This window comes from Alkalilimnicola sp. S0819 (assembly GCF_009295635.1).
Taxonomy (GTDB): domain Bacteria; phylum Pseudomonadota; class Gammaproteobacteria; order Nitrococcales; family WHIW01; genus S0819.
In genome coordinates, this window is the sequence record NZ_WHIW01000011.1 from 24,694 (window position 1) to 46,148 (window position 21,455).

Below are 21,455 nucleotides of genomic sequence, written 5' to 3' on the forward strand. Positions count from 1 at the left end.
AAGGCAGCTCCCGGGTTCCCGCCTTTGGTTCCACCCGGGCTACGTGTCACGACAAGGTTGAACGCTATGCAACAGATCCTCCTCGCCAACCCCCGCGGCTTCTGCGCCGGCGTGGACCGGGCCATCAGCATCGTCGAGCGCGCGCTGGAACTGTTCGGCGCGCCCATCTACGTGCGCCACGAAGTGGTGCACAACCGCTTCGTGGTGGATGACCTGAAGGCCAAGGGCGCGATCTTCGTCGAGGAACTCCATGAGGTGCCCGACGGCAATACCGTGATCTTCAGCGCCCATGGTGTCTCCCAGGCGGTGCGCGAGGAAGCCGCGAACCGGGAGCTGCGCGTCTTTGACGCCACCTGCCCGCTGGTGACCAAGGTGCACCTGGAAGTACACAAGCACGCCTCCGAGGGGCGCGAGGTGGTGCTGATCGGGCACGCCGGTCACCCGGAGGTGGAGGGCACCATAGGCCAGTATGTGGGCGAAGGCGCCGAGCGCGGCGCGATCTACCTGGTGGAGACCGTGGCGGATGTGGCGCATCTACAGGTCCGCAACCCCGATGAATTGGCTCATGTCAGCCAGACAACGCTCTCCATGGACGACACCGCGGCGATCATCGATGCGCTGCGGGCCAGGTTCCCGCGCATCCACAGCCCGCGCAAGGATGACATCTGCTACGCCACCCAGAACCGTCAGGACGCGGTGAAGGAACTGGCCGAGCGCTCCGACCTGCTGTTGGTAGTGGGGTCGTCCAACAGCTCCAACTCCAACCGCTTACGGGAGCTGGCCGAGCGGCGGGGTATTCCGGCGTACCTCATCGACGGGCCGGAGGATCTGGACCGGGCCTGGCTGGCAGGCGTGGAGCGGATTGGGCTCACCGCCGGGGCCTCGGCGCCGGAGAATTTGGTGCGCCAGGTGGTCGACCGGCTGGTGGCATGGGGGGCGGCCGTGCCACGAGAGATGAAAGGGCGGGAGGAGACGGTGGTTTTCTCTTTGCCACGGGCGCTGGGTCGGTAACAACCGTCGTGGACTAGTGCCGCTCCTGCTGACCGAGCACGGCGGCGTGTGCGATTGATGCCTGTAATCATTCCCCGCTTTGCTCGTCGCACCCGCTCAGCTCCTCCGGATTCGCCCGCCTCACCCGCCCGGTGGTCGCCACGACCAGGCCTCTGTGTTCTCCATGCCGGTCGCACAGCGAGAAGGTCGTCATATATCCGACACTCATTCCCAATGGGCCATATACCATGCGTCGGGACGCGTTGAGACCGCTGGCGCTCAAGCTGAAACGCGCCGGCAGCGAGGGCTGTCGCCACACAATACGGCCCTGGTCGCCGTCGCAGCGGTGATCGCCATCGAGATCCTGGCAATGGCCGTCGCTGTTGTTATCCTGAAAGACCCACCAGCCGTCGTGCCACGGGGCGCTGTGATCGCAGGCGCCATCGCGCGGTTTGCACATCACCGCGCGCCGCCCGCCATGCACCGCCGTGCTGCGGGTCAACGCGAGGCCGTGGTTGAGGCTGTTGATGGCGGTGCTGGCCTGGTTGCGGTTGATGACGCTGGTGTAGGCAGGCAAGGCCATGCTGGCGAGTATCGCCAGCATGGCCAGGACGACCAGCAATTCGATGAGCGTGTAGCCGCGCGCTACATTCCTTTGCATGACGATCTTCCTTGATCGGCGGTTGCTTGGCGGGCGTCCGTGCTCGCCGGTTTTCTATGGGAGAGGGATTGGGGTTACCAGCAATCCGCTCGGGTGACGCCGGCGCCCTGACCGGTGATGTTACCCAACCCGGTCTGATCAAGGGTCAGCGTCCCGCACCGATCACCGTCTTGAATGCCGCCGGCCACTGGGGCGGCCTGCAGCGTAAAGCTGGTGGCAGTGACATTGCTGATGCTGATGTTATAACCGTCGTTGCCCAGGCTCGGCGTCAGGGCCGGGGCTGTGGTGCCATTGCTGCCGTCGTCATAGCGGTTGTTTTCGGTGTAGTAGCGCTCCATCAACTGCGCCAATTCCACCAGGGCGGCACGGGCATCGGCGCGGTTCGAGCTGCGCACGTGTTCCGTGTAGCTGGGTACGGCGATGGCGACGAGAATGCCGAGGATGGCGACCGCGATCATCAGTTCGATCAGACTGAAGCCGCGGTTGCTCCGAGCGGTGCTGTTGGTCATTGTCGCTATCTCCGTCAGTTTGCTTCATCCGGCTCGGGCTGCAGCCAGCGGCGGCTGTCTCCCTTCGGGAGTATCCAGATCTCGCGTACCAGCTCCTGGCCGTCCGGTAGAGGCTCCGGGAAAAAGGTCACCCGCTGGCCGACCCGCAGTGCCTGCGGCGGCGCGTTGGCGGTGGCCGGTGTGTGCACCCGCAGGTTGGGATCCAGGCGATAGGCAAGATCGCCTGCCACCAGGGTGTTCTCGGACAGGTCCACCCGGTCGACGGTCTGAATCGCGGTGATTCGCGCCGGGTAATGCAAGGGCAGACCGTTGCCGGCGCTCGCCGGCCCCAGCGCCAGGGCCAAAAGGGCGCTTGCGAGTAGTCTAATTAACATGAGCTTCATCCTCATATTGGCGCCTGGCCTGCTGTTCACAGTTCCTGCCAGGACATGCGGCCGGCGTTGCTGCCACCCAAGCTTTCCACCAGGCGCTCGCGCAACCGATGGGTATCCGTGCTCACGGTGACTTGCTTGTTGCCGGAGAAGGCAGCGCCCCCGGGCAGGCCTTCGGCTGTCTTCGAGCCCACATAGGCGTCTTTGTCCCGGCCGTAGGTATCCAGGCTGTCGATTACGCCGTCGCGGTTGTAGTCGAAGACCGGGCGGGGCGGCGCGCCGCCGTTGCTGATGCTCAGCGACATCTCCCACCCACTGCCGCCCGCCTGGCAGGCATCGGCGGAGGGGATCTTGGTGTTGAAGTAGACGATGTCGCCGCGCACCACCGGGTCGGTATCCGCCCGCTCGCCGCTGTCCGGCAGATTGGCGTAATAGCCGTACTGGCGGTCGTCTTCGTCGGCGGGCATCCAATCGACGCTGTGGCTGGTGGCCGTGCGGCCCTTGTTGCCGTCGACGTTGGTGATGGTCTGCTGCTGGAGCTTGCTCTTGGTGAGCCCGCCCACGCCGCGGTCCCACACGCCGTAGAAGGCCTGGGTGTCGGTATTGGTCTTGTCGGCTTCGGTCAGATACTGACCGGTGCCGAACAGCACGACCAGGTTCGGGTCGCCGGCGTTCTCGTCGCTGCCCACCGCGCTGTCGGGGTGGCGAATGACGGTGGGCTTGGCGGTGATCGGCTGGGTGGCGAGGCCCGTGAACAGGGGTTGCGGGTTGCCGCCGTCCTGGTAGGCGACATCCCAGCCACTGGCCTGGCAGTCGCCGTCGGCGTCCTCGTTGCACAGATCGAAGACCCACAGATTGCCGTGTAGATCGCCGGCATATACCCGGTCGGCGGTGCCGTCGCCGTTCACGTCGACCACTTCCGGGGTCGAGAGACCGTTGCGATCGGCCGCCGAGCCGACGCCGGTGGACAGCTTGATGTAGTCGGTGGCGGTCCAGTCGCTGGGGTGGTAGCTCCAGGTGCCGTCGATGCCGCCTTCCAGGTAGACGATGAACAACTGCGCTTCGCCGCTGCCGGTGTCGTTGTAGCCGTTGCCGAAGATAGCCGCCCAGCGGCCGTTGTTGAGCAGGACGACGGTGGGCTTACTGTAGGTATAGCCCAGGTCGGCGTCGTTGGCGTTGGTGAACTCCCACAGCACCAGGTCCGCGGCCTTGGCCTCCTTGAATTGGCTGGGGTCGGTGATGTCCAGCGCGAACAGCCCGCGGCCGCCGGCGCGCTGACCGCCCAGCAGCACCGTGCGCCAGGCGGCGGTGGCGCCGACCGCGGCACTGGTCTTGATGTGTGCCGGTGCGGTCGTGGGCGTCAGGTCCACATGATAGCGGTGGGCGTAGTCGGGCTGGGTGAGAAAATGCAGGCCCCGGCCCTTGGCGGTGGAATAATTGGTGCCGGGGATGTAGGCGAGTACTTCTTCGCCGCTTTCGTTGAAGGCATGGAGCATGCCGTCGTTGCCGCCGACGTAGATGATGCCGTCACGGCTGGTGTTGGTTACGAAGGTAGAGTAGGCCTGGGCGCCGGTGGGGAAGGGCGCGCTGTCCAGCCAGTAGTACTCCATGGGGTCGCCCACGTAAACCGGACTGGAGCTGATGATATCGCCAAGTCGGCTCTTGCGGTCGCGGAAGTTGTGGCCGGTGCCTTCGTGGCTGGTATCGCCGCGGATGAAGGCCAGGCGGGCCTTGGCGACATCGTCCTGGCCGCTGATCACACCGCTGCCATCGTGACGCAGATCGTTCTTCTGCGCGGTCGATAGCTGGTCCCACTCAAAGGCTACGCCGGTGCTGCCATTGTGGGTCAGGATGGTGCGCGGTTGGGTCTTCAGGTTGCGCGCGTCCAGCTTGTCGGCGGCGCTCCAGTCGGGGGTCGTCTTGAAGCTCTGGGTATTGGCATCCAGGCTGTAGGCGCGCAGATCACCGCTCCAGCCGTTGGAATTGAACAGCCCCTGGTAGACCACGGTATCGGTCTCCAGTTGGGTGTTGCTGAAAGCCACGGTGCCGCCGGCGCCGGTGCGGTCGATGATGGTGGCGATCGCATCGCTCAGGGAGTCGATCAGCTCCTGCGGGTCACCGGCATTGAGGAACTTGCCCCGGCCGTTCCAGGCGGCGTGACGCATGTCGTCGGTGGTGGTGGGCTGGTTGTTCGTCGGCTTGGGCCAGTTGAAGCTGGCCTTGGGGTTGGTGGGGTTGGCGTCCAGGGTGCCGGGCACGCCGAAGGCCACGGTGAAGGTCACCAGATGCTGCTCCGGGTTCTCGTCCACGCCGTCTATGGTGGGCACCGCCGGCGGCAGCGAGGGTGCCAGGTCGGTGGAGTAGTAGTACATCGCCACATCCGCCAGGGTGTTGGAGTACTTGTCCGCATAGGAGCCGCCGGCGAATTTGTTGCTGCTGTCGCCGTCGACGTTGCCCACGTACGGGGAGCTGCCGTTCCAGTAGCCGTCGGACATCACCACGGCGAAGTTCTGCTGGCAGGCGCCGCCTTTATCCAGTGGCAGAATCGGCGAGTGCTTGCCTCGGAAATATTCGCCGGTACTCTTGAGCGCCGTTCTCAGCGGCGTGCCGCCGCTGGAGTTGATTCTGGCGGCGTTCTTCAACAGCGCTGCGCGGTTGCCGTCGTCATCGTTGTCTTTCACCGAGGTCCACACCGAGTTGTTGTTGTGCAGGGTCTTGAGTCCCATGCGGGTCTCGGTGTTGGTGCTGATCAGCTCGGTCAGCGAGCGTTTCGCGACATATTCGCGCTTGCGATAATAAGTGTACCAGTTGGCGTAATTGGTCTTCTCGCTGGCGCTCAGATCCTTGACGTACTTGCGGTGCTTCTTCTTGGTGGGGCACTCGCCTTTTTGGAAGACGCCATCGCCATTGTCGCGCCAGGCAAAATAGTAGTGGTTTTTCAGGTTGGCGGTGCTGGTGTAATAGGGGTGTTTGCGCGCCGCGGTGTAGGACTGATCGCCGAACGGATTGCCCGCTTGGTCGACGCCCTTCCAGGGCGTGTAGGTCTTTTTCGGATCATAGGCCAGGGCGTTATAGCCGACGCACAATTCCAGCCGCTCGGTACTGTTGTCCGGGGTGAAGTCCAGGTTGCCGGAGTTGTGACTGTAACCCTCGTCCCTGGCACCATCGGTGAGCAGCACTTCCCAGTCCATGCTGCCCGAATCGTCCATCACGAACATGATATTGGGCTTGACCTTGGTGCCGGTGAACAGCGGCTGATCCGCCAGATTGCCGGGGGCGGCCTGGGCGACGGGGAGCCCGGTGGCCGCGATCAGGCCGGTCAACAGGCTTTTGCGGATGAGGTCTTGTATTTTCATGGCTCGTCACCCCTGTGGGCGGATCAATAGATTACAGCGACAGTCCGTAGCGGGTGCGCAGGACAACCTGGGCGTCGGTATCGCCGCCCGTGCCCTGGGCCGTGATTTCGAAAACCGTGATGCCGCCGCTGCCTTGAGGAACGCCTTGGCTCAGCCCGATGCTGCCACCGGTGCCGGGCACGAAGCCGATTTCCTTGATGTAATAGCGTGGCAGCGCCGCGGTGCCCGGCACGGCATTGGCAGCTACCGAACGGGTGCCCTGCCAGAGCGTGTTGTCGTGAGGGTCGGCATCATGGTTGCTGTCGTACAGACCATTGCCGACGCCGTCGCCGAAGTTGGCGCTGATGAACGCAGCGTCATAGCCGGTCAAGGTGGTCTCGGCTTCACGCAGAGCAGCTTCGGCCGCCTGGAAGGCGATGCTGCGGTTGCGGGTGTTGCCGGCCATTTTCTCCTCCAGCGTGGTGCCGCGCATGGCAGAGACACCTAGCAGGGTCATGACCAGCAGCAGTATGAGGCTGATGGCCAGCGCGGCGCCCCGCTGCGCGTGCCGGGACTGGTGTGTCGGTTTACGAGTCATGGAGCTACCCCGTCCGGTTTCGGATGGTGACGGTGGTGGAGAAGCCGCGGCGCAGGCGGCCGTCACCGTTGCTGGCGGCGGCGCCGTTGAAATAATAACCTTGGGCGCCGCTGGTCAGGTTCTGCTCCTCGGAGCGCAGCAGCACGTTGATTCGCATGCTGGTTACCTGCTCCCAGGTGCCGTTGCCGGTCACCGTGTTGGCGTCCACGTAGTAGTCGGCGGAGCCGTCGGGGCTGCCCGCCGGCAGCACGTCCACCCCGTATCGGACCTGAAAGCCTTCGACGTTCGGGATCAGTGGTTGACCGTTGCGAACCAGCGTTCCGTTGGTGACGGCGTAGGTGACGGCTTCCAGCGGATAGACGCGCGCCGTCGGGCCGTAGCTCTTGCTGAGGGTGGTGGCGTGGGAAATGCTGGTGCTGTCGCTACCGGTGAGGGTGACGATGTCGCCGCGCTGGCAGTCGGCGATCAGCACCACATCACCGGTGGTGTGGCCATGGTTGGCGGGTACGGTGATCGCGCCGCTGACCGGCGCCCCGGCGGGCAGCGCCGTGCCCGCGCCCAAAGCCTTGACGGCGGTGAATTGATCGCTGGCGCCGTTCACCTGGCCGACGAGCCCGGTGCTGAAGATCGCATTGCCACTGCGGTTGGTAATAAGCCCGCTGTCTGTCAGGCACCCCCAGAAGTCCGCCATCCGCACATCGCGAGAGACCAGTTCCATGCTGAAACGACCGTCTTCCTGCAGGCGCCCGGCGGCTTCCTGTACGCGGTAGCCCTGCTTGGATGATATGAAGATCTGCACGACGCCGGCGACCAATAGCAGACTGATGGCCAGGGCGATCATGATCTCGATCAGGCCGACACCGTACTGCTGTCGTCGGCTGACGGAATAGAGCTGTTTCATGGGCGCACGCTCGTGTCAAAGAGGAGCGTGCTGCCGTCACGCTCGTCGTTCCACCAGATCTTGATGGCGTAAAAATCCCCGGCGCCGTCACACGCTGGTGCGGCGGGGGTCGCGGTGTTCTCCAGGGTGCTGTCACGACAGACTATTGCGTTGCCGCCCGGGAGCTGGGCGGCAACGGCCTGTTGCCACTCCCAGGCATCGTGGGCGGCCATGTTGGCGGCGCTGCAGCCGGCGGTGGTCAGGCAGGTGGCGGTCTGCGCGGCTGCCGGTTGGTCGTAGGCGCCGCTCAGAAAGCCTGCACGATTGGCGCGCATCCGGTCGGCCATATCGTTGGCGAGGATGGTCGCCTGGCTGCGCAGGTAGGCGCTGTGGTTGTTCTTCAGGCTGGCAGCCTGTAGCCCGGCCAGCCCCAGCAGGCCGACGGAAAGCACCAGCACTGCCACCAGCACTTCGATCAGAGACAGCCCCTGTTGTCGCTTTCGTTGCTGTCTCATGAGCAGGCCTCGTTGGTGGTGCCCGGGCGCCCGGTCAGCGCGACCGTGATTCGGCGCTGCTCCGTATTGCTGCAGCCCTTCGCCCTGTGGACGATGGTCTGGGCGGCGGCCTGGTCCAGCATGCCATTGCCGGCGTAGCGGATTTGGCCCGGTCCGGTAATGTTCGGCGCGCCCGCCGGGGCGTCCCAGACCTTCAGGACCGTGTCGGTGCCCGCATCGACGGCGCCGTTGCCGTTGGCATCGGTGAACACGATCCAGCCCACCGACCAGTCGGTGCCGCCGCTGCAGTTGGTCAGGTTGCTGCTGGGGCACACCGATACGCGCTGATTTCGCTTGATCGCTTCACTGCGCGCCAGGTTAAGCGCCGCCAGCATGTCATTGGCTTGGGTCGTGATGCGGTTGTCGCGGACAATGTCGGTGAAGCTGGGGACAGCAATGGCTACGACGATGCCCAGCAAGGCGACCACCACCATGAGTTCGATCAGGGTAAAGCCGTTAGTCGTTTTCATGTTGCCCGTTATAGACAGGGGGCGCGAGCGGTACCAGATTTCGACGACGAGGTGCTCGGTCCAGCCGACCAGCGGCCTGTCGCGTCCCGCGTTGTTCAGTGCGCGGCCTTGTTCTATACTCCCGCACCCGTGCCGGAGTAGCTCAGTCGGTAGAGCAACTGATTCGTAATCAGTAGGTCGGGGGTTCGATTCCTCTCTCCGGCACCATTCCTTTTTTAATCCGCCTCATCCGCCATCTCGATGAACCGTTGCGCCGCGGGGCTTAGCGGTTTGTGGCGCAGGCCGATACGGTACAGCGGCCGCCGGAAGACCGGCAGCCCCTTCAGGATCCGCAGCCGGCCGGTGGTCAAGTGCTGGCGGGCGGCGGTGCGCGAGACCATGGTAAGGCCCAGCCCGGCGGCGGTGCTCTCCACGGCCGCGGCGACGCTGTCCACCTCCAATACCCGCGTGACCTCGATGCCGGCGTCCCGCAACAGGGTCTCGGTCACCGTGCGCGTGCCCGAGCCGGCCTCGCGGATGATCCAGCGCTCCCGGGCCAGTCTCTCCGGCTCGAGCGCGGCGAGCTGGCTCAGCGGGTGAGAGCCCGCGGCAAGAATCACCAGTTCATCTTCCCGCCACGGGGCGCGCAGGATCTCGCGATGCCGAGTCGGCCCCTCGACGAAGGCCGCGTCCAGTTCGTAACCCAGCAGGCGGCGCTCGATCGCCGCGGTGTTGTCGCTGACGATCTTCACCTCGACGCCGGGATGGCGCGCTAGAAACCGCGCCACCAGCGGGGGCAGCAGATAGGTGGCGATGGTCATGCTCGCGCCCACGGTGAGGTTGCCTCGCTCCAGCCCCTGGCGCGCCCGCAGGTCGGCCTGGGCCGCCCGCTCCAGGGCGAAGATGGCCTTGGCATGCTCGTGCAGCGCTTCACCGGCCTCGGTCAGGCGGAGCTGGCGCGCGCCGCGCTCCAGCAGCGTTATCCCCAGTTGAAACTCCAGATCGCGAACCCCCTTGGAGACGGCGGGCTGGGTGATATGCAGGGCCTGGGCGGCGCGGGAAAAGCTGCCGTGGGTCGCGACGGCGGTGAAGGTGCGGAGCAGGTGCAGGTTCACGGTATTACCAAAAGTTATGCATAGGTGATAAATGGCAATTGGCAGTATGCATCAGGCTGAAGGAGGATGTTTATAAGCTTATGCGGGGGTGATCTATGTCGCAGCTTACAGGAACGGCGGTATGCCTTGAGGACAGCCGCCGGCCGGCGGCGCGGAACTATCTCCCGGGCTTGGCGCTGGTGCTGCTGATCGCGCTGGGCGCGGGCTGGGTAGCGGGCAGTGGCTTCGTCCGCGGCCTGGGGCTGGGCAGCTTGACGCTGGCGATGATATTCGGCGGTGTCGTCGGCAACACGGTTTATGGGCGGCTGCGCCTCGCCTGCGAGCCTGGGGCGGAATATGCCGCCGGCGGGTTGCTGCGCCTGGGCATCGTGCTCTACGGTTTCCACATTACCTTGCAGGATCTGGCGCTGGTCGGCTGGTCGGGCTTGCTCACCAGCGCCGTCATGGTCTGCAGTACCTTCCTGCTGGCCGTGTACGCCGGCACGCGCCTGCTGCGGCTCGATCGTCAGAGCGCCATGCTGATCGGCGCGGGCAGCGCGATCTGCGGGGCGGCGGCGGTGATAGCGGTGGCGCCGGTGCTGCGCGCGCCGCCCCACAAGGTGGCGGTGGCGGTGGCGACGGTGGTGCTGTTCGGCACCCTGGGCATGTTCCTCTATCCGTTGGCTCATCCGTATCTGGGCCTCGGCGAGCAGGCCTACGGCGCCTTCGTCGGCTCTACCCTGCATGAGGTCGCCCAGGTGGTGGTCGCCGGTGGCGCGGTGGGGGCCGAGGCTGCCCATACAGCGGTGTTGGTGAAGATGCTGCGGGTGATGCTGTTGATGCCGTTCCTGCTGCTGCTTTCCGGCTACGCGGGCGCGCAGGCTGAAGGTGGCAGGAGCCGGCTGACGGTCCCCTGGTTCGCGCTGCTCTTTCTCGGCGTGATTGGCGTCAATTCGCTGGTGACGGTGCCGGCGCCGCTGCTCGACGGGCTGCTGCGGCTGGATGCCGCCTTGCTGGCCATGGCCATGGCGGCTCTGGGGTTGCGCACCCGCGTCGCCGCCGTGGTCGGTGCCGGGCGGCGGCCGATGCTGCTGGCGCTGTTGCTGTTCGGCTTCCTCTTTGCCGGCGGCTATGGGGTGAACCTGCTGTTGGGCGGTCTGTCTCCCTGACGGGCAGTATCCCGCGCCGGCTCAGGTCTCGTGCGGCGACTCAGGCCTCGTGCGGCGGCGGCGTCACCTTGATCACCTCGTCGATATCCGTCACCCCCTGGGCGATCTTGCGCGCGCCACTGAGTCGCATCGGCCGCAGCCCCTCCTTGATGGCCTGGGCCCGAAGGGCGGGCAGATCCGCCTCCGCGGTGATCAGCTCCCGCAGGGCCGGGGTGATGCGTAATAACTCATACAGCCCCGTGCGTCCCTTGTAGCCGGTGCGGCGGCATTCCAGGCAGCCCGTGGCGCGGCGGATCTGCGCGGGCGGCTCGGCCTTCCAGGGGGCGACCAGCTTCTGCCAGGCCTCCCGCTCCACGGCTTCCGGTTTCCGGCAGTGGGGGCAGAGCGTGCGCACCAGGCGCTGGGCCAGCACGCCGAGCAAGGAGCTGCGAATCAGATAGGCCGGCAGGCCCAGGTCCAGCAGACGGACGATGGCCGAGGGCGCATCGTTGGTGTGCAGGGTGGAGAGCACCAGGTGCCCGGTCTGGGCCGCTTGCACGGCCATCTCGGCGGTTTCCAGGTCGCGGATCTCGCCCACCATGATGATGTCCGGGTCCTGGCGCAGCAGCGTGCGGATGCCGTCGGCGAAGTTCAGGCCGATATTGCGCTGTACCTGCATCTGGTTGAAGGACGGCTCCACCAGTTCCACCGGGTCCTCCACGCTGCTCACGTTCACCTCGGGGCCGGCGAGCTGGCGCAGGCTGGAGTAGAGCGTGGTGGTCTTGCCCGAGCCGGTGGGGCCGGTGACCAGGACGATGCCGTTGGGGGCGTGGATCAGCTCCTGCCACTGGGCGTTCTCCTGCTGGCTGAAGCCGAGCTGGGCCAGATCCAGCACCAGGGCATCCGGGTCGAAGATGCGCAGCACCAGCTTCTCCCCAAAGACGCTGGGCATGGTGGACAGGCGAAACTCTACCTCGCGGCCCTGAACGCTGCGGATCTTCAGCCGCCCGTCCTGGGGGCGGCGCTTTTCGGCCACGTCCATGCGGGCGAGGATCTTCAGTCGACTGGTGACCGCGCCCATCACCGCGGCGGGGATTTCGTAGACCTGGTGCAACACGCCGTCGATGCGAAAGCGGACATTGCCTTGCTCACGGCGCGGTTCCATGTGGATATCACTGGCGCGCTGTTCCATGGCGTACTGCAGCAACCAGTCCACCACGCTGACCACGTGGCCGTCGTTGGCTTCCAGCTCGCCGCGGCGGCCGAGTTCGCGCAGCTGCTCCAGGTTCTGCAGGCCGCTGTCCCGGCCCTGCTGCGTTTTCGCGCCGCGCATGGAGCGGGCGAGGCTGTAGAACTCCACCAGGAAGCGGTCGATGTCGGCGGGGTTGGCCATGACCGGCTTGACGGTCTTGCCGAGAATGCGCTCCAGCTCCTCGCGCCACTCGCCGCTCCAGGGGTCGGCGCTGGCGATGGTGACGCTGTCGGCTTCCACCTGGATGGGCAGGATGCGAAAGCGGCTGGCATAGGCGTAGGAAACCACCCCGGCCACTTCCGCCACGTCGATGGCGAGCGGGTCTATGCGCACGTGGGGCAGGCCGTGGCGGGCGGCGAGCCAGGTGCTAAGGCGCTCCAGGTCCAGGGTGCGCCCCGGTCGTTCGGGGTCCGGCGCCTCCCGGCGGGCGAACTGCACCAGCGGGTGTTCCGTGCCCGGATCCTTGCCGTGGCTGCTCCACAGGCGGCGCTGGTCCTCGTCCAGCAGACCATCCTCGGCGAGCTGGGCCAGCAGCGCCTCGACAGTCAGACGGCCGGTGGGGGCGGCTGCCATGCTCAGGCGTCCTCCAGCCGCAGCGAGAGGTCGATGGCGTGTACATGCTTGGTGATCGCCCCGGTGGAGATGAAATCCACGCCGGTTGCGGCCAGCGCCGTGAGCCGGTTCAGTTCTACATTGCCCGACGCCTCCAGCGGGATGCGCCCGCCAGCCAGCGCCACGGCCTGCTCCAACTGGTCCAGCGAGAAGTTATCCAGCAGGATCTGGTCGGGCGCGGCGTGCAGGGCCTGCTGCAGCTCGTCCAGGTTCTCCACTTCCACCTCCACCGGTGCGCCAGGGTGCAGGCGACGGGCCTCCATCACCGCGGCGGCCACCCCGCCGCAGGCGAGGATGTGGTTTTCCTTGATCAGCACCGCGTCGTAGAGGCCGAGGCGGTGATTCACGCAGCCGCCGCAGTGCGTGGCGTACTTTTGTGCCAGGCGCAGACCGGGGAGGGTCTTGCGAGTATCCAGGATGCGGGTCCGCGTGCCCGCCACGGCGGCGGCGAAGCGCCGCGCCGCGGTGGCGGTTCCGGAGAGGGTCTGGAGGAAGTTCAGCGCCGTACGCTCGCCGCTGACGATGCTGCGCACCGGGCCTTCCAGCACGCACAGTAGTTGGTTGCAGGCGAGCTCGTCGCCGTCGGCCACGCGCCAGTCGACGGTTACGCTGGGGTCGAGCTGGCGGAACACCTCGTCCAGCCAGGCGCTGCCGCACAGCACCGCCGGTTCCCGGCTGATGAGGCGGGCACGGGCGGTTTTGCCGGCGGGCAGCAGCGCGGCGGTGAGGTCGCCGGCGCCGATGTCCTCGGCCAACGCTCGGCGCACGTCCTCGGTGACGCTCTCGGGGCGTGGTTCGCTCAGTTGCTCGGTGCGCATCAGGCCTCTTCCCGCGGAGTCTCGCCCCGGTCGTGGGGCAGGGGCGCGCAGGAGCGCAGCTTGCGGTAGATGGCGGCCCGGGCCAGCAAGTGGGCGCTGATCGGCGCGGTCATGAACAGAAAGACGGTAATCAGCACCGGGCGGGCGGTGAGCTCGCCGCTGACCAGGTGGCTGTGCAGCGCGGCGGCGATGAGCATGCCGCCCAGGCCCAGGGTGGTGGCCTTGGTGGGGGCGTGAAGCCGGGTGAAGAAGTCCGGCAGCTTCGCCAGCCCCAGGGAGCCGATCAGGGCGAAGGCGGCGCCGATCAGCAACAGGATGGAAATGAACACTTCGCTCATGGTCGCACTCACTCGATGATATTGCCGCGCAGCAGGTATTTGCCGAAGGCCACGGTGCCGATGAAGCCCAGCAGCGCGATGATCAGCGCGGCCTCGAAGAACACGCTGGTGCCAAAGCGCATGCCCAGCAGGATCATCAGGGCGATGGTGTTGATGTAGAGCGTGTCCAGGGCCAGCACCCGGTCCGGCACGTCCGGGCCGCGCAGTAGTCGCCACAGATTCAGCAGCATGGCCAGCGCAACCGCGATCAGCGCGATGTTCAGCGAGACGGCGAGCATTCGAAGATCTCCTTCAGCGGCTGTTCATAGCGCTGCTTGATGCCGGCGATGTCGGCCTGTGGGTCGGCGGAGTCCAGGGCGTGCACGTACAGGGTGCGCCGGTCCTCGCTCAGCTCCGCCGAGACAGTGCCCGGGGTGAGGGTGATGATGCTGGCGAAGGCGGTGATGGCGTGGGGGCTTTCCAGTTCCACCGGAATCACCAGGAAGGCCGGACGCAGCTTGCGGTTCGGGCCCAGAACCAGCCGCGCCACCGCGATATTGGCCACCAGAATGTCCCATAACACCAGCGGGACGAAGCGCAGCAGCAGCCCCGGGCGCCGGAAGCCCACGGGTTCGGGCCAGAACGCGGTGCTCCAGCGGGCGATGAGCACGGCCAGGATCAGGCCCAGCAGCAACACGCCGATACCGGCGCTGTCCATCAGCAGCACCCAGGCGAGGAGCAGGGTGGCGGCGAGCACCGGGTGAGGCAGCAGGCGCTTGATCATCGGGCGTTCTCCCCTGCGGACAGCAGTTCACGAGCTTCCAGTGCGCCGGGGGTGCCCAGCACGGCATCCACGTAGGCCCCGGTGTCCATCACCTGGGCGGCGGTGGCGGCGGTCAGTTCGCCGAAGGGGCCGGCCAGCACCGTGAGCGCGGCGAGCAGTGTCAGCACCGCCGCCACCGGCAGGGCATGGCCCAGGCCGACGCGGGGGGTGTCGGCGGCGGCTTCCACGTCGCCGCTCTTCCAGAAGATCTGGCTGCCCGCCCGGCCCATGCCGATGATGCCCAGCAGCCCGCCGCCCAACAGTACGGCCCAGACCCAGGCCAGCGCGGAGCTGTCCAACGCGGCGTTCATGATCAGCACCTTGCCGATGAAACCGCTGAGCGGCGGCAGGCCGATTACGGCGATGGCTAGTGCGAAATACAGGACGCCCAGCAAGGCCGGCTGCGCCAGGGCACGGCCGGCCTGCAGACGGTCATCCAGCTCGCCCCGCTGCATGCCCACCAGGTCGGCGAGCATGAACAGCGCGCAGATCACCAGGGTGCCGTGGGGCAGGTAATACAGGGCGGCATCCAGCCCTTCGCCGCTGTAGAGCCCCACGGCGGCAAGCAAGGTGCCCATGGAGGCGACCACCAGGTAGGCCACCTGGCGGCGCAGGGTATCGGCGGCCAGCGCCCCCACCATGCCCGCCACATGGGTAGCCAGCGCCACCGGCAACAGATAGGGGGCCAGCAGGTCCGCGGCCTCGCCGGCCTGGGGGCCGAATACCAGCACGCTCACCCGGATGATGGCGTAGGCGCCCACCTTGGTCATGATGGCGAAGATCGCCGCCACCGGGGCCGAGGCCGCGCTATAGGCGCCGGGCAGCCAGAAGTACAGCGGCAGCAGGGCGGCCTTCACCGCGAAGACCAGCATCAGCAGCAGGCCGCCGGCCTTCAGCAGGAAGGCGTCCTCGGGGGAGACGACGGCGGCCTGTACGGCAAGATCCGCCATGTTCAGGGTGCCGGTGACCGCGTACAGCAGCCCCACCCCCAGCAGGAACAGGGAGGAGCCGATCAGGTTGATTACCACGTAGTGGAAGCCCGCCCGGGTGCGGGCGCGGCCGCCGCCGTGCAGCAGCAGGCCGTAGGAGGCGATCAGCATCACCTCGAAGGCGACGAAGAGGTTGAACGCATCCCCGGTGAGAAAGGCGATGTTCAGGCCCAGCAGCTGTAGCTGGAACAGCGGGTGGAAGTTCTTGCCGCGCCCGTCCCAGCCCTGCACCGCGAACAGCAGGCTGGCCAGGGCGACGATGCCGGTCAGGCAGACCATGAAGGCGCTGAGCCGGTCCAGCACCAGCACGATGCCGAAGGGTGCGGGCCAGTCGCCCAGCTCATAGACCCGGTGGGCACCGTCGGCGGACAGCCACAGCAGGCCGATGCCCAGCAGGAGCAGGGCGGTGGTGGCGATCAGGTTGGCGGCCCGGCGCGAGGCCAGCGGCGCGCTGGTCATGAACACCAGCAGGACGCCGGCCAGCAGCGGCAGAACGATGGGAGCAATGACCAGATGATTCATTGTTTGCCGTCCACGTGGTCGTTACCCAGCACGAAGCGCGCGCGCAGCGCCAGGGCTACCAGAAAGGCGGTCATGGCGAAGCCGATGACAATGGCGGTGAGCACCAGGGCCTGGGGCAGCGGGTCGGTGAAGCGCTCCGCACCGGGCAGGGTGAGCGGCGGGGCGTCCAGCTGCAGTCGGCCCATGGCGAACAGATACAGGTTCACCGCGTAGGCCAGCAGGTTCAGGCCCAGGATGACGGGAAAGGTGCGGCCCCGCAGCAGCAGGTAGATGCCCGCGGCGCTCATCACCGCCACGGCACTGGCGACCAGAAATTCCATCAGTTCTCCTCCTTGCCGGCCCGCCGCGCCGGTTCCTCGCGCAGGGCGCCGAGCCGGGTGAGCATCAGCACCACCGAGCCGACCACGGCGAGGAACACGCCCAGGTCGAAGGCGATAGCGCTGGCGACCTCGAATTTGCCCACCAACGGCCACTTCAGGTAGGTGAAGGCGCTGGTGAGAAAGGGGTGGCCCACGAACCAGCTGCCGATACCCGTGAGGGTGGCAACAAGCAGGCCCATGGCGATCATGCCCCGGTAATCGTTCCACAGCCGACCGGCGGCCCACAGGGTGCCGCTGGCCATGTACTGCATGATCAGCGCGACACTGGCGATAAGCCCGGCGATGAAACCACCGCCCGGCAGGTTATGGCCGCGCAGGAAGATATAGGCCGCCACCAGCAGGGCGAAGGGCAGCAGCAGGCGGGTGCCCACTTGCAGCATCATCGGCCAGCGAGCCTCGCTGCCGTCCACCGCGACCACGTCCTCGCGCAGCTTGTCGAGCATGGCGTACACGCCCAGTGCCGCGATGCCCAGCACCGTGATCTCGCCCAGGGTATCGAAGCCGCGGAAGTCCACCAGGATCACGTTGACCACATTGGTGCCCCCGCCGCCGGGTTTGGACTGCAGCAGGTGGAACAGCGAGATGCTCTCCAGCGGCCGGGTCATGGCGGCATACACCAGCGCGCCCAGCCCCAGCCCCGAGGCGGCGGCGATCAGCCCGTCCCGGGTGCGCCGCCCGATGCCCGATTCCCGCGGCGATTCCTTGGGCAGCAAATTGAGCGCCAGCAACAGCAGGATGGTGGTGACCAGCTCCACCGAGAGCTGGGTCAGGGCCAGATCCGGCGCGGAGAGATAGGCGAAGCCGATGGACAGGATCAGCCCGACGACACCCACCACCACGATGCTCACCAGCCGGCGTCGATGCAGCAGCACCGTGGCGAGGCAGCCGGCGATCAGCAGCGCCCAGACCGCCCAGGCGATGGGCGCGGCGGGCGTGCGGGGCAGCTCGCCGAAGCTCGGGCCCAGCGGCCCCGACATGGCCAGCGCGCCCAGGGCCAGGGCGCTGAGCAGAGTGTAGGTGGCATAGCGTTGCAGGGAGCGGTTGTCCAGCAGTCGCTCCAGCCAGCGGGCCAGGCCCCGCAACGCCGCGATGGCCTGGTCGAACAGGGGTTTCGCCTCGATGCGCGGCCATACGGTGTCGTGGAGACGGATCACCGCGGCGCGCTGCCAGTAGATCAGCGTGCCACCCGCCAGCGCGATGGCGCTCATCAACAGGGGCAGGTTGAGGCCGTGCCAGATGGCGAGGCTGTAGTGGGGCAGCTCGCCCAGCAGCACGGAGCCGGCGGCGGTGGCCAGCAGGCCGCCGATGATGATCGTGGGCACGATACCCACCGCCAGGCTCAGGCCTACCAGAATTTCCACCGGCACCTTCATGTAGCGCGGGGGTTCGTGGGGCATGTTGGGCAGTTCACCCCCGGGCTTGCCGAAGAACACGTCGTGGATGAAGCGCAGGGAGTAGGCGACGCTGAACACCCCGCCCAGGGTGGCAAGAATCGGCAAGATGATGCCGCTGGCGCCGTACTGGTCGGCGTGCAGCACCTCGGCGAAGAACATCTCCTTGGAGAGAAAGCCGTTCAACAGCGGCACACCGGCCATGGCGGCGGCGGCCACCAGTGCCAGGGTGGCGGTATGGGGCATGTACTTGAACAGCCCGCCCAGCACGCGAATGTCCCGGGTGCCGGTCTCGTGGTCGACGATGCCCGCGGCCATGAACAGCGAGGCCTTGAAGGTGGCGTGGTTGAGAATGTGGAACACGCCGGCGACAGCCGCGAGGGGCGTGCCCAGGCCGAACAGCAGGGTGATCAGGCCCAGGTGGCTGATGGTGGAATAGGCCAGCAGGCCTTTCAGGTCATGCTGGAACAACGCAACGTAGGCACCGAACAGCAGGGTGAGGGTGCCGGCGCTGCTGACGAGATAGAACCACTCCTCGGTGCCCGCCAGCGCCGGGAACAGGCGTGCGAGCAGGAATACGCCGGCCTTCACCATGGTGGCCGAATGCAGATAGGCGCTCACCGGGGTGGGCGCGGCCATGGCGTGGGGCAACCAGAAGTGGAAGGGGAACTGCGCCGATTTGGTGAAGGCCCCCAGCAGGATCAGTACCAGCATGGGCAGATACCAGGGGCTGGCCTGGATGATGTCGGCCCGCTGCATGACTTCCGAGATCTGGAAGCTGCCGGCGATGGTGCCCAGCAGGATTACCCCGGCGAGCATGGCAAGCCCCCCGGCGCCGGTGATGGTCAGCGCCATGCGCGCGCCCTGGCGGGCATCGGCCCGGTGTTTCCAGTATCCGATCAGCAGGAAGGAGCTCAGGCTGGTCAGCTCCCAGAAGATGGTCAGCAGGATCAGATTGTCCGAGAGCACCACGCCGAGCATCGCGCCCATGAACAGCAGCAGAAAGCCGTAGAAGCGGCCCATCGGGTCTTGGTCGGACAGATAATAGCGGGCGTAGAGGATCACCAGCAGGCCGATGCCCAGAATCAGCAGGGCGAACATGAAGCCCAGGCCGTCGATCATCAGGCTGAAGTTCAGGCCCACCTGGGGCAGCCACGCCCAGCTTGTCTGCAGAGTCTCGCCGCGGAACACCGCCGGCGCCTGGCTGAGCAGCAGGGCCAGCGCCGTGAGCACGGGGGCCGCGGTCATCCAGGCGCAGTGGCTGCGCCCGCTGCGCACGGTGAGCACAGGCAGCCAAGCGAACAGAAAGGGCAAGAGCACGATCAGCAGGATGTTCATAGAAGGGGTCTGCCGTGTCCGGTTGGGAGCGGGAAACAGAGACCCGCGTGCATGAATTGGCCCGGATTCTAGCAACTGCCGAGCGCCCTGGGGAGTCTGCGGCCCACGCCGCCCGCTGTCCGATAAATAGGTGTGAAAGGGCGAAGAAAATGTAGGCGCGGCTCCTGGCCGCGATGGTTTTGGCGCCGGCTTCCCGGGTGTGGGGCGGTTTTGCCAAGGCAATAGCGGTCAGGAGCCGCTGCTACAGGCCGAAGGCACCGCCAAACAAAAAAGGCGGCTCATGGAGCCGCCTTTTCCGCGTGTCTTTGCCTGGCTTCAGGCGATGGTGACGTCCTGGCTCAGGTACACGTCCTGAATGGCGTTGAGCAGCTTGACGCCTTCGGGCATGGGGCGCTGGAAGGCCTTGCGCCCGGAAATCAGGCCCATGCCGCCGGCGCGCTTGTTGATCACCGCGGTGCGCACGGCCTGGGCCAGGTCGCTCTCGCCCGAGGAGCCGCCGCCGGAGTTGATCAGCCCCGCGCGGCCCATGTAGCAATTGGCCAGCTCGTAGCGGTTGAGATCGATGGGGTGGTCGGAGGTGAGCTCGTCATAGACCTTCTGGTGGGTCTTGCCGTGGCCCACCGCCAGGTAACCGCCGTTGTTCTCGGCCAGCTTCTGCTTGACGATGTCGGCGTTGATGGTGGCCGCCAGGTGATTGGCCTGGCCGGTCAGATCCGCCGAGACGTGGTAGTCCACGCCGTCCTGCTTGAAGGCTTCGTTGCGGGTGTAGGCCCAGAGAATGGTGCACATCCCGAGCTCGTGGGCGTAGGCGAAGGCCTCGCTGATCTCCTGGATCTGGCGGCGGGATTCATGGGAGCCGAAGTAGATGGTGGCGCCGATGCCCACCGCACCCATGTCGAAGGCCTGCTGCACGCTGGCGAACAGGGTCTGGTCATGGATGTTCGGGTAGCTGAGCAGCTCGTTGTGGTTGATCTTGACGATGAAGGGGATGCGGTGCGCGTAGCGCCGGGCCACCGAGCTCAGCACGCCCAGGGTGGAGGCGACGGCGTTGCAGCCGCCTTCCACGGCCAGCTCGCAGATCGCGGCCGGGTCGAAGAAGGCCGGGTTCGGTGCGAAGGAGGCGCCGGCGGAGTGTTCGATGCCCTGGTCCACCGGCAGGATGGACAGATAACCGGTGCCGGCCAGCCGCCCGGTGTTGTACATCTGCTGCAGGCTGCGCAGCACGCCGACCTTGCGGTCCTTCTGGGCCACCACCCGGTCCACGTAGTCCGGGCCCGGCAGGTGCAGGGAGCTGCTCGGGATGGTCTTGCACTGGTGGTTGAGCAGGCTGTCCGCCTCGTCGCCCAAAAGGGCCTGAATATCGGTCATTGGTCGATCTCCCTCGCCGGTTCGAGCGTGTTCTTGCTTAACGGCACTAAAAATCCGTGGCGCGCGAATTATAGAGGCTTTGCTGCCTGGGGGCATCTTTCGCGGCCTTGGCCGCCAGTGGGCCGGAGCCCCGGGGGAATGAATGAGCGTCGCCCCGGTGGCTCAGGCTACTGAGTAGCGGGCGGCAAGAGGCTTTTCAAGACTGTGTTGCCGCAAATATGGCGGCCTGCGCTAAGATGCGGGCCCATGAAAACAATACGACGCCTGTGGCGCTTTCCGCTGGTTTTGCTGCTTGTCCTGTTCGGTGGGCCCATTATCTGCCTGGCGGTGGCCTGGGATGGCCGGCGGGGGCGGCCGCTGCACAGCGGCGCCGGGCGGCGCGCCCAGGTGCTCTGGTCGCGCTGGATGTGCGCGCTGCTGGGCGTGCGCGTCACCCTGGAGGGCGAGCCCCTGGGCGAGGGGGCGGCGCTGATCGTTACCAACCATGTTTCCTGGATCGACATACCGGTGCAGGCCTCGGTGTGGCCGGTGGGTTTTCTCAGCAAGTCCGAAGTGCGCGACTGGCCCATCGTGGGTAGCGCGGCCACTGGGCTGGGCACCCTCTACATCGCGCGTGGCCGCAGCGGCGCGGCGGCGGATGCCACTCGGGTGATGGCCGAGCGTATGCGGGCCGGCCACCGGGTGCTGTTCTATCCGGAAGGCACCACCAGTGACGGCCGGGGTTTGCTGCCGCTGCGTCCGCGCCTGTTTCAGGCCGCGGTGGATGCCGGTGCACCGGTTCGGCCGGGTGTGATCCGCTATCTGGAGGATGGCCGGGTCAGTGAGCTGGCGCCGTTCATCAACGACATGAGTCTGGCCGCGCATGTCTGGCGGGTACTCGGGGTGCGGCGACTGGATGTGCGACTGCACCTGGGGCCGCCACTGGAATCCGCCGGCCGCAGCCGTAGCGAACTGGCGCTGGAAGCGCGGGAATACATGGCGGCGTATCTGGCATCCGGCACATCGGGTAGCGCTTCTCTGTAGAAGCGACTCATGGCCGCGCATGGCCGTGATTGC

Annotated in this window: 21 protein-coding genes and 1 tRNA gene; 4 read left to right on the top strand and 18 right to left on the bottom strand. The window is 66.6% G+C overall.

Going from position 1 to position 21,455, the window contains the following annotated elements; genetic code table 11:
* The first annotated feature begins 66 nt into the window (after positions 1-66).
* Positions 67-1,011: a 4-hydroxy-3-methylbut-2-enyl diphosphate reductase gene (gene ispH, locus GBG68_RS10140; RefSeq protein WP_152146918.1), complete on the top strand. Its 945-nt coding sequence runs from the start codon at positions 67-69 to the stop codon at positions 1,009-1,011.
* A gap of 67 nt (positions 1,012-1,078) precedes the next feature.
* On the opposite strand, the gene GBG68_RS10145 is transcribed toward ispH, so the two are convergent.
* The 8 genes from GBG68_RS10145 to GBG68_RS10180 all read right to left on the bottom strand — a co-directional run bounded on the left by GBG68_RS10145 (position 1,079) and on the right by GBG68_RS10180 (position 8,368).
* Positions 1,079-1,651, bottom strand: a complete 573-nt coding sequence (locus GBG68_RS10145; RefSeq protein ID WP_152146920.1) for a GspH/FimT family pseudopilin — start codon at positions 1,649-1,651, stop codon at positions 1,079-1,081.
* Positions 1,652-1,725: 74 nt separating this feature from the next.
* The gene (locus GBG68_RS10150) at positions 1,726-2,160 is read right to left on the bottom strand and encodes a type IV pilin protein (protein ID WP_152146922.1); all 435 of its coding nucleotides are present in this window, start codon (positions 2,158-2,160) and stop codon (positions 1,726-1,728) included.
* Between the two features lie 14 nt (positions 2,161-2,174).
* Entirely contained in the window at positions 2,175-2,534 is a 360-nt protein-coding gene (locus GBG68_RS10155) for a hypothetical protein (protein WP_152146924.1), read from the bottom strand.
* Between the two features lie 35 nt (positions 2,535-2,569).
* Positions 2,570-5,887 carry a pilus assembly protein gene (locus GBG68_RS14570; RefSeq protein WP_152146927.1) on the bottom strand — a complete coding sequence of 1,106 codons (3,318 nt, stop codon included), beginning with the start codon at positions 5,885-5,887 and terminating at the stop codon, positions 2,570-2,572.
* Positions 5,888-5,918: 31 nt separating this feature from the next.
* Positions 5,919-6,464, bottom strand: a complete 546-nt coding sequence (locus tag GBG68_RS10165) for a PilX N-terminal domain-containing pilus assembly protein (protein ID WP_152146929.1) — start codon at positions 6,462-6,464, stop codon at positions 5,919-5,921.
* Positions 6,465-6,468: 4 nt separating this feature from the next.
* The gene (locus GBG68_RS10170; protein WP_152146930.1) at positions 6,469-7,365 is read right to left on the bottom strand and encodes a PilW family protein; all 897 of its coding nucleotides are present in this window, start codon (positions 7,363-7,365) and stop codon (positions 6,469-6,471) included.
* Positions 7,362-7,859 carry a type IV pilus modification protein PilV gene (pilV, locus tag GBG68_RS10175; RefSeq protein WP_152146932.1) on the bottom strand — a complete coding sequence of 166 codons (498 nt, stop codon included), beginning with the start codon at positions 7,857-7,859 and terminating at the stop codon, positions 7,362-7,364. Before pilV ends, GBG68_RS10170 begins: the two co-directional genes overlap by 4 nt.
* Positions 7,856-8,368 carry a GspH/FimT family pseudopilin gene (locus GBG68_RS10180; protein WP_152146934.1) on the bottom strand — a complete coding sequence of 171 codons (513 nt, stop codon included), beginning with the start codon at positions 8,366-8,368 and terminating at the stop codon, positions 7,856-7,858. Before GBG68_RS10180 ends, pilV begins: the two co-directional genes overlap by 4 nt.
* Positions 8,369-8,499: 131 nt before the next feature.
* On the opposite strand from GBG68_RS10180, the gene GBG68_RS10185 reads away from it, so the two are divergent.
* A tRNA-Thr gene (locus GBG68_RS10185) sits at positions 8,500-8,575 on the top strand.
* Between the two features lie 8 nt (positions 8,576-8,583).
* On the opposite strand, the gene GBG68_RS10190 is transcribed toward GBG68_RS10185, so the two are convergent.
* Positions 8,584-9,462, bottom strand: coding sequence for a LysR family transcriptional regulator (locus tag GBG68_RS10190; protein WP_152146937.1), 879 nt, complete (start codon positions 9,460-9,462; stop codon positions 8,584-8,586).
* A 95-nt stretch (positions 9,463-9,557) separates the two neighbouring features.
* Here GBG68_RS10190 and GBG68_RS10195 point away from each other — a divergent pair, with 95 nt between their 5' ends.
* Positions 9,558-10,610: a YeiH family protein gene (locus tag GBG68_RS10195; protein ID WP_152146939.1), complete on the top strand. Its 1,053-nt coding sequence runs from the start codon at positions 9,558-9,560 to the stop codon at positions 10,608-10,610.
* Between the two features lie 40 nt (positions 10,611-10,650).
* Here the strand turns inward: GBG68_RS10195 and GBG68_RS10200 are convergent, their stop codons facing one another.
* The 9 genes from GBG68_RS10200 to GBG68_RS10240 all read right to left on the bottom strand — a co-directional run bounded on the left by GBG68_RS10200 (position 10,651) and on the right by GBG68_RS10240 (position 20,399).
* Entirely contained in the window at positions 10,651-12,414 is a 1,764-nt protein-coding gene (locus GBG68_RS10200; RefSeq protein ID WP_152146941.1) for a GspE/PulE family protein, read from the bottom strand.
* A gap of 2 nt (positions 12,415-12,416) precedes the next feature.
* Positions 12,417-13,271, bottom strand: a complete 855-nt coding sequence (gene nadC / locus GBG68_RS10205; RefSeq protein ID WP_152146943.1) for a carboxylating nicotinate-nucleotide diphosphorylase — start codon at positions 13,269-13,271, stop codon at positions 12,417-12,419.
* Complete coding sequence (locus tag GBG68_RS10210; RefSeq protein WP_152146945.1) at positions 13,271-13,609, bottom strand: Na+/H+ antiporter subunit G; 339 nt, start codon at positions 13,607-13,609, stop codon at positions 13,271-13,273. The genes nadC and GBG68_RS10210 overlap by 1 nt, the downstream gene beginning before the upstream one ends.
* An 8-nt stretch (positions 13,610-13,617) precedes the next feature.
* Positions 13,618-13,887 carry a K+/H+ antiporter subunit F gene (locus GBG68_RS10215; protein ID WP_152146947.1) on the bottom strand — a complete coding sequence of 90 codons (270 nt, stop codon included), beginning with the start codon at positions 13,885-13,887 and terminating at the stop codon, positions 13,618-13,620.
* Positions 13,869-14,372, bottom strand: a complete 504-nt coding sequence (locus GBG68_RS10220) for a Na+/H+ antiporter subunit E (RefSeq protein WP_152146949.1) — start codon at positions 14,370-14,372, stop codon at positions 13,869-13,871. Before GBG68_RS10220 ends, GBG68_RS10215 begins: the two co-directional genes overlap by 19 nt.
* A complete protein-coding gene (locus GBG68_RS10225) occupies positions 14,369-15,922 on the bottom strand; it encodes a monovalent cation/H+ antiporter subunit D (RefSeq protein WP_152146951.1) in 1,554 nt (517 codons plus the stop codon). The genes GBG68_RS10220 and GBG68_RS10225 overlap by 4 nt, the downstream gene beginning before the upstream one ends.
* Positions 15,919-16,242 (bottom strand): Na+/H+ antiporter subunit C, encoded by a 324-nt coding sequence (locus GBG68_RS10230; RefSeq protein WP_152146953.1) that lies wholly within the window; start codon positions 16,240-16,242, stop codon positions 15,919-15,921. The genes GBG68_RS10225 and GBG68_RS10230 overlap by 4 nt, the downstream gene beginning before the upstream one ends.
* A complete protein-coding gene (locus GBG68_RS10235) occupies positions 16,242-19,031 on the bottom strand; it encodes a monovalent cation/H+ antiporter subunit A (RefSeq protein WP_152146955.1) in 2,790 nt (929 codons plus the stop codon). The genes GBG68_RS10230 and GBG68_RS10235 overlap by 1 nt, the downstream gene beginning before the upstream one ends.
* A gap of 315 nt (positions 19,032-19,346) precedes the next feature.
* Positions 19,347-20,399: a class I fructose-bisphosphate aldolase gene (locus GBG68_RS10240; RefSeq protein ID WP_152146957.1), complete on the bottom strand. Its 1,053-nt coding sequence runs from the start codon at positions 20,397-20,399 to the stop codon at positions 19,347-19,349.
* 246 nt (positions 20,400-20,645) lie between these two features.
* Between GBG68_RS10240 and GBG68_RS10245 the strand changes: the two genes are divergently transcribed.
* The gene (locus GBG68_RS10245) at positions 20,646-21,422 is read left to right on the top strand and encodes a lysophospholipid acyltransferase family protein (protein WP_152146959.1); all 777 of its coding nucleotides are present in this window, start codon (positions 20,646-20,648) and stop codon (positions 21,420-21,422) included.
* Positions 21,423-21,455 lie beyond the last annotated feature (33 nt).

Coding starts and splice junctions, on each gene's coding strand:
- ispH (WP_152146918.1), top strand. CDS start 67: ATGCAACAGATCCTCCTCGCCAACCCCCGCGGCTTCTGCGCCGGCGTG.
- GBG68_RS10145 (WP_152146920.1), bottom strand. CDS start 1,651: ATGCAAAGGAATGTAGCGCGCGGCTACACGCTCATCGAATTGCTGGTC.
- GBG68_RS10150 (WP_152146922.1), bottom strand. CDS start 2,160: ATGACCAACAGCACCGCTCGGAGCAACCGCGGCTTCAGTCTGATCGAA.
- GBG68_RS10155 (WP_152146924.1), bottom strand. CDS start 2,534: ATGTTAATTAGACTACTCGCAAGCGCCCTTTTGGCCCTGGCGCTGGGG.
- GBG68_RS14570 (WP_152146927.1), bottom strand. CDS start 5,887: ATGAAAATACAAGACCTCATCCGCAAAAGCCTGTTGACCGGCCTGATC.
- GBG68_RS10165 (WP_152146929.1), bottom strand. CDS start 6,464: ATGACTCGTAAACCGACACACCAGTCCCGGCACGCGCAGCGGGGCGCC.
- GBG68_RS10170 (WP_152146930.1), bottom strand. CDS start 7,365: ATGAAACAGCTCTATTCCGTCAGCCGACGACAGCAGTACGGTGTCGGC.
- pilV (WP_152146932.1), bottom strand. CDS start 7,859: ATGAGACAGCAACGAAAGCGACAACAGGGGCTGTCTCTGATCGAAGTG.
- GBG68_RS10180 (WP_152146934.1), bottom strand. CDS start 8,368: ATGAAAACGACTAACGGCTTTACCCTGATCGAACTCATGGTGGTGGTC.
- GBG68_RS10195 (WP_152146939.1), top strand. CDS start 9,558: ATGTCGCAGCTTACAGGAACGGCGGTATGCCTTGAGGACAGCCGCCGG.
- GBG68_RS10200 (WP_152146941.1), bottom strand. CDS start 12,414: ATGGCAGCCGCCCCCACCGGCCGTCTGACTGTCGAGGCGCTGCTGGCC.
- nadC (WP_152146943.1), bottom strand. CDS start 13,271: ATGCGCACCGAGCAACTGAGCGAACCACGCCCCGAGAGCGTCACCGAG.
- GBG68_RS10210 (WP_152146945.1), bottom strand. CDS start 13,609: ATGAGCGAAGTGTTCATTTCCATCCTGTTGCTGATCGGCGCCGCCTTC.
- GBG68_RS10215 (WP_152146947.1), bottom strand. CDS start 13,887: ATGCTCGCCGTCTCGCTGAACATCGCGCTGATCGCGGTTGCGCTGGCC.
- GBG68_RS10220 (WP_152146949.1), bottom strand. CDS start 14,372: ATGATCAAGCGCCTGCTGCCTCACCCGGTGCTCGCCGCCACCCTGCTC.
- GBG68_RS10225 (WP_152146951.1), bottom strand. CDS start 15,922: ATGAATCATCTGGTCATTGCTCCCATCGTTCTGCCGCTGCTGGCCGGC.
- GBG68_RS10230 (WP_152146953.1), bottom strand. CDS start 16,242: ATGGAATTTCTGGTCGCCAGTGCCGTGGCGGTGATGAGCGCCGCGGGC.
- GBG68_RS10235 (WP_152146955.1), bottom strand. CDS start 19,031: ATGAACATCCTGCTGATCGTGCTCTTGCCCTTTCTGTTCGCTTGGCTG.
- GBG68_RS10240 (WP_152146957.1), bottom strand. CDS start 20,399: ATGACCGATATTCAGGCCCTTTTGGGCGACGAGGCGGACAGCCTGCTC.
- GBG68_RS10245 (WP_152146959.1), top strand. CDS start 20,646: ATGAAAACAATACGACGCCTGTGGCGCTTTCCGCTGGTTTTGCTGCTT.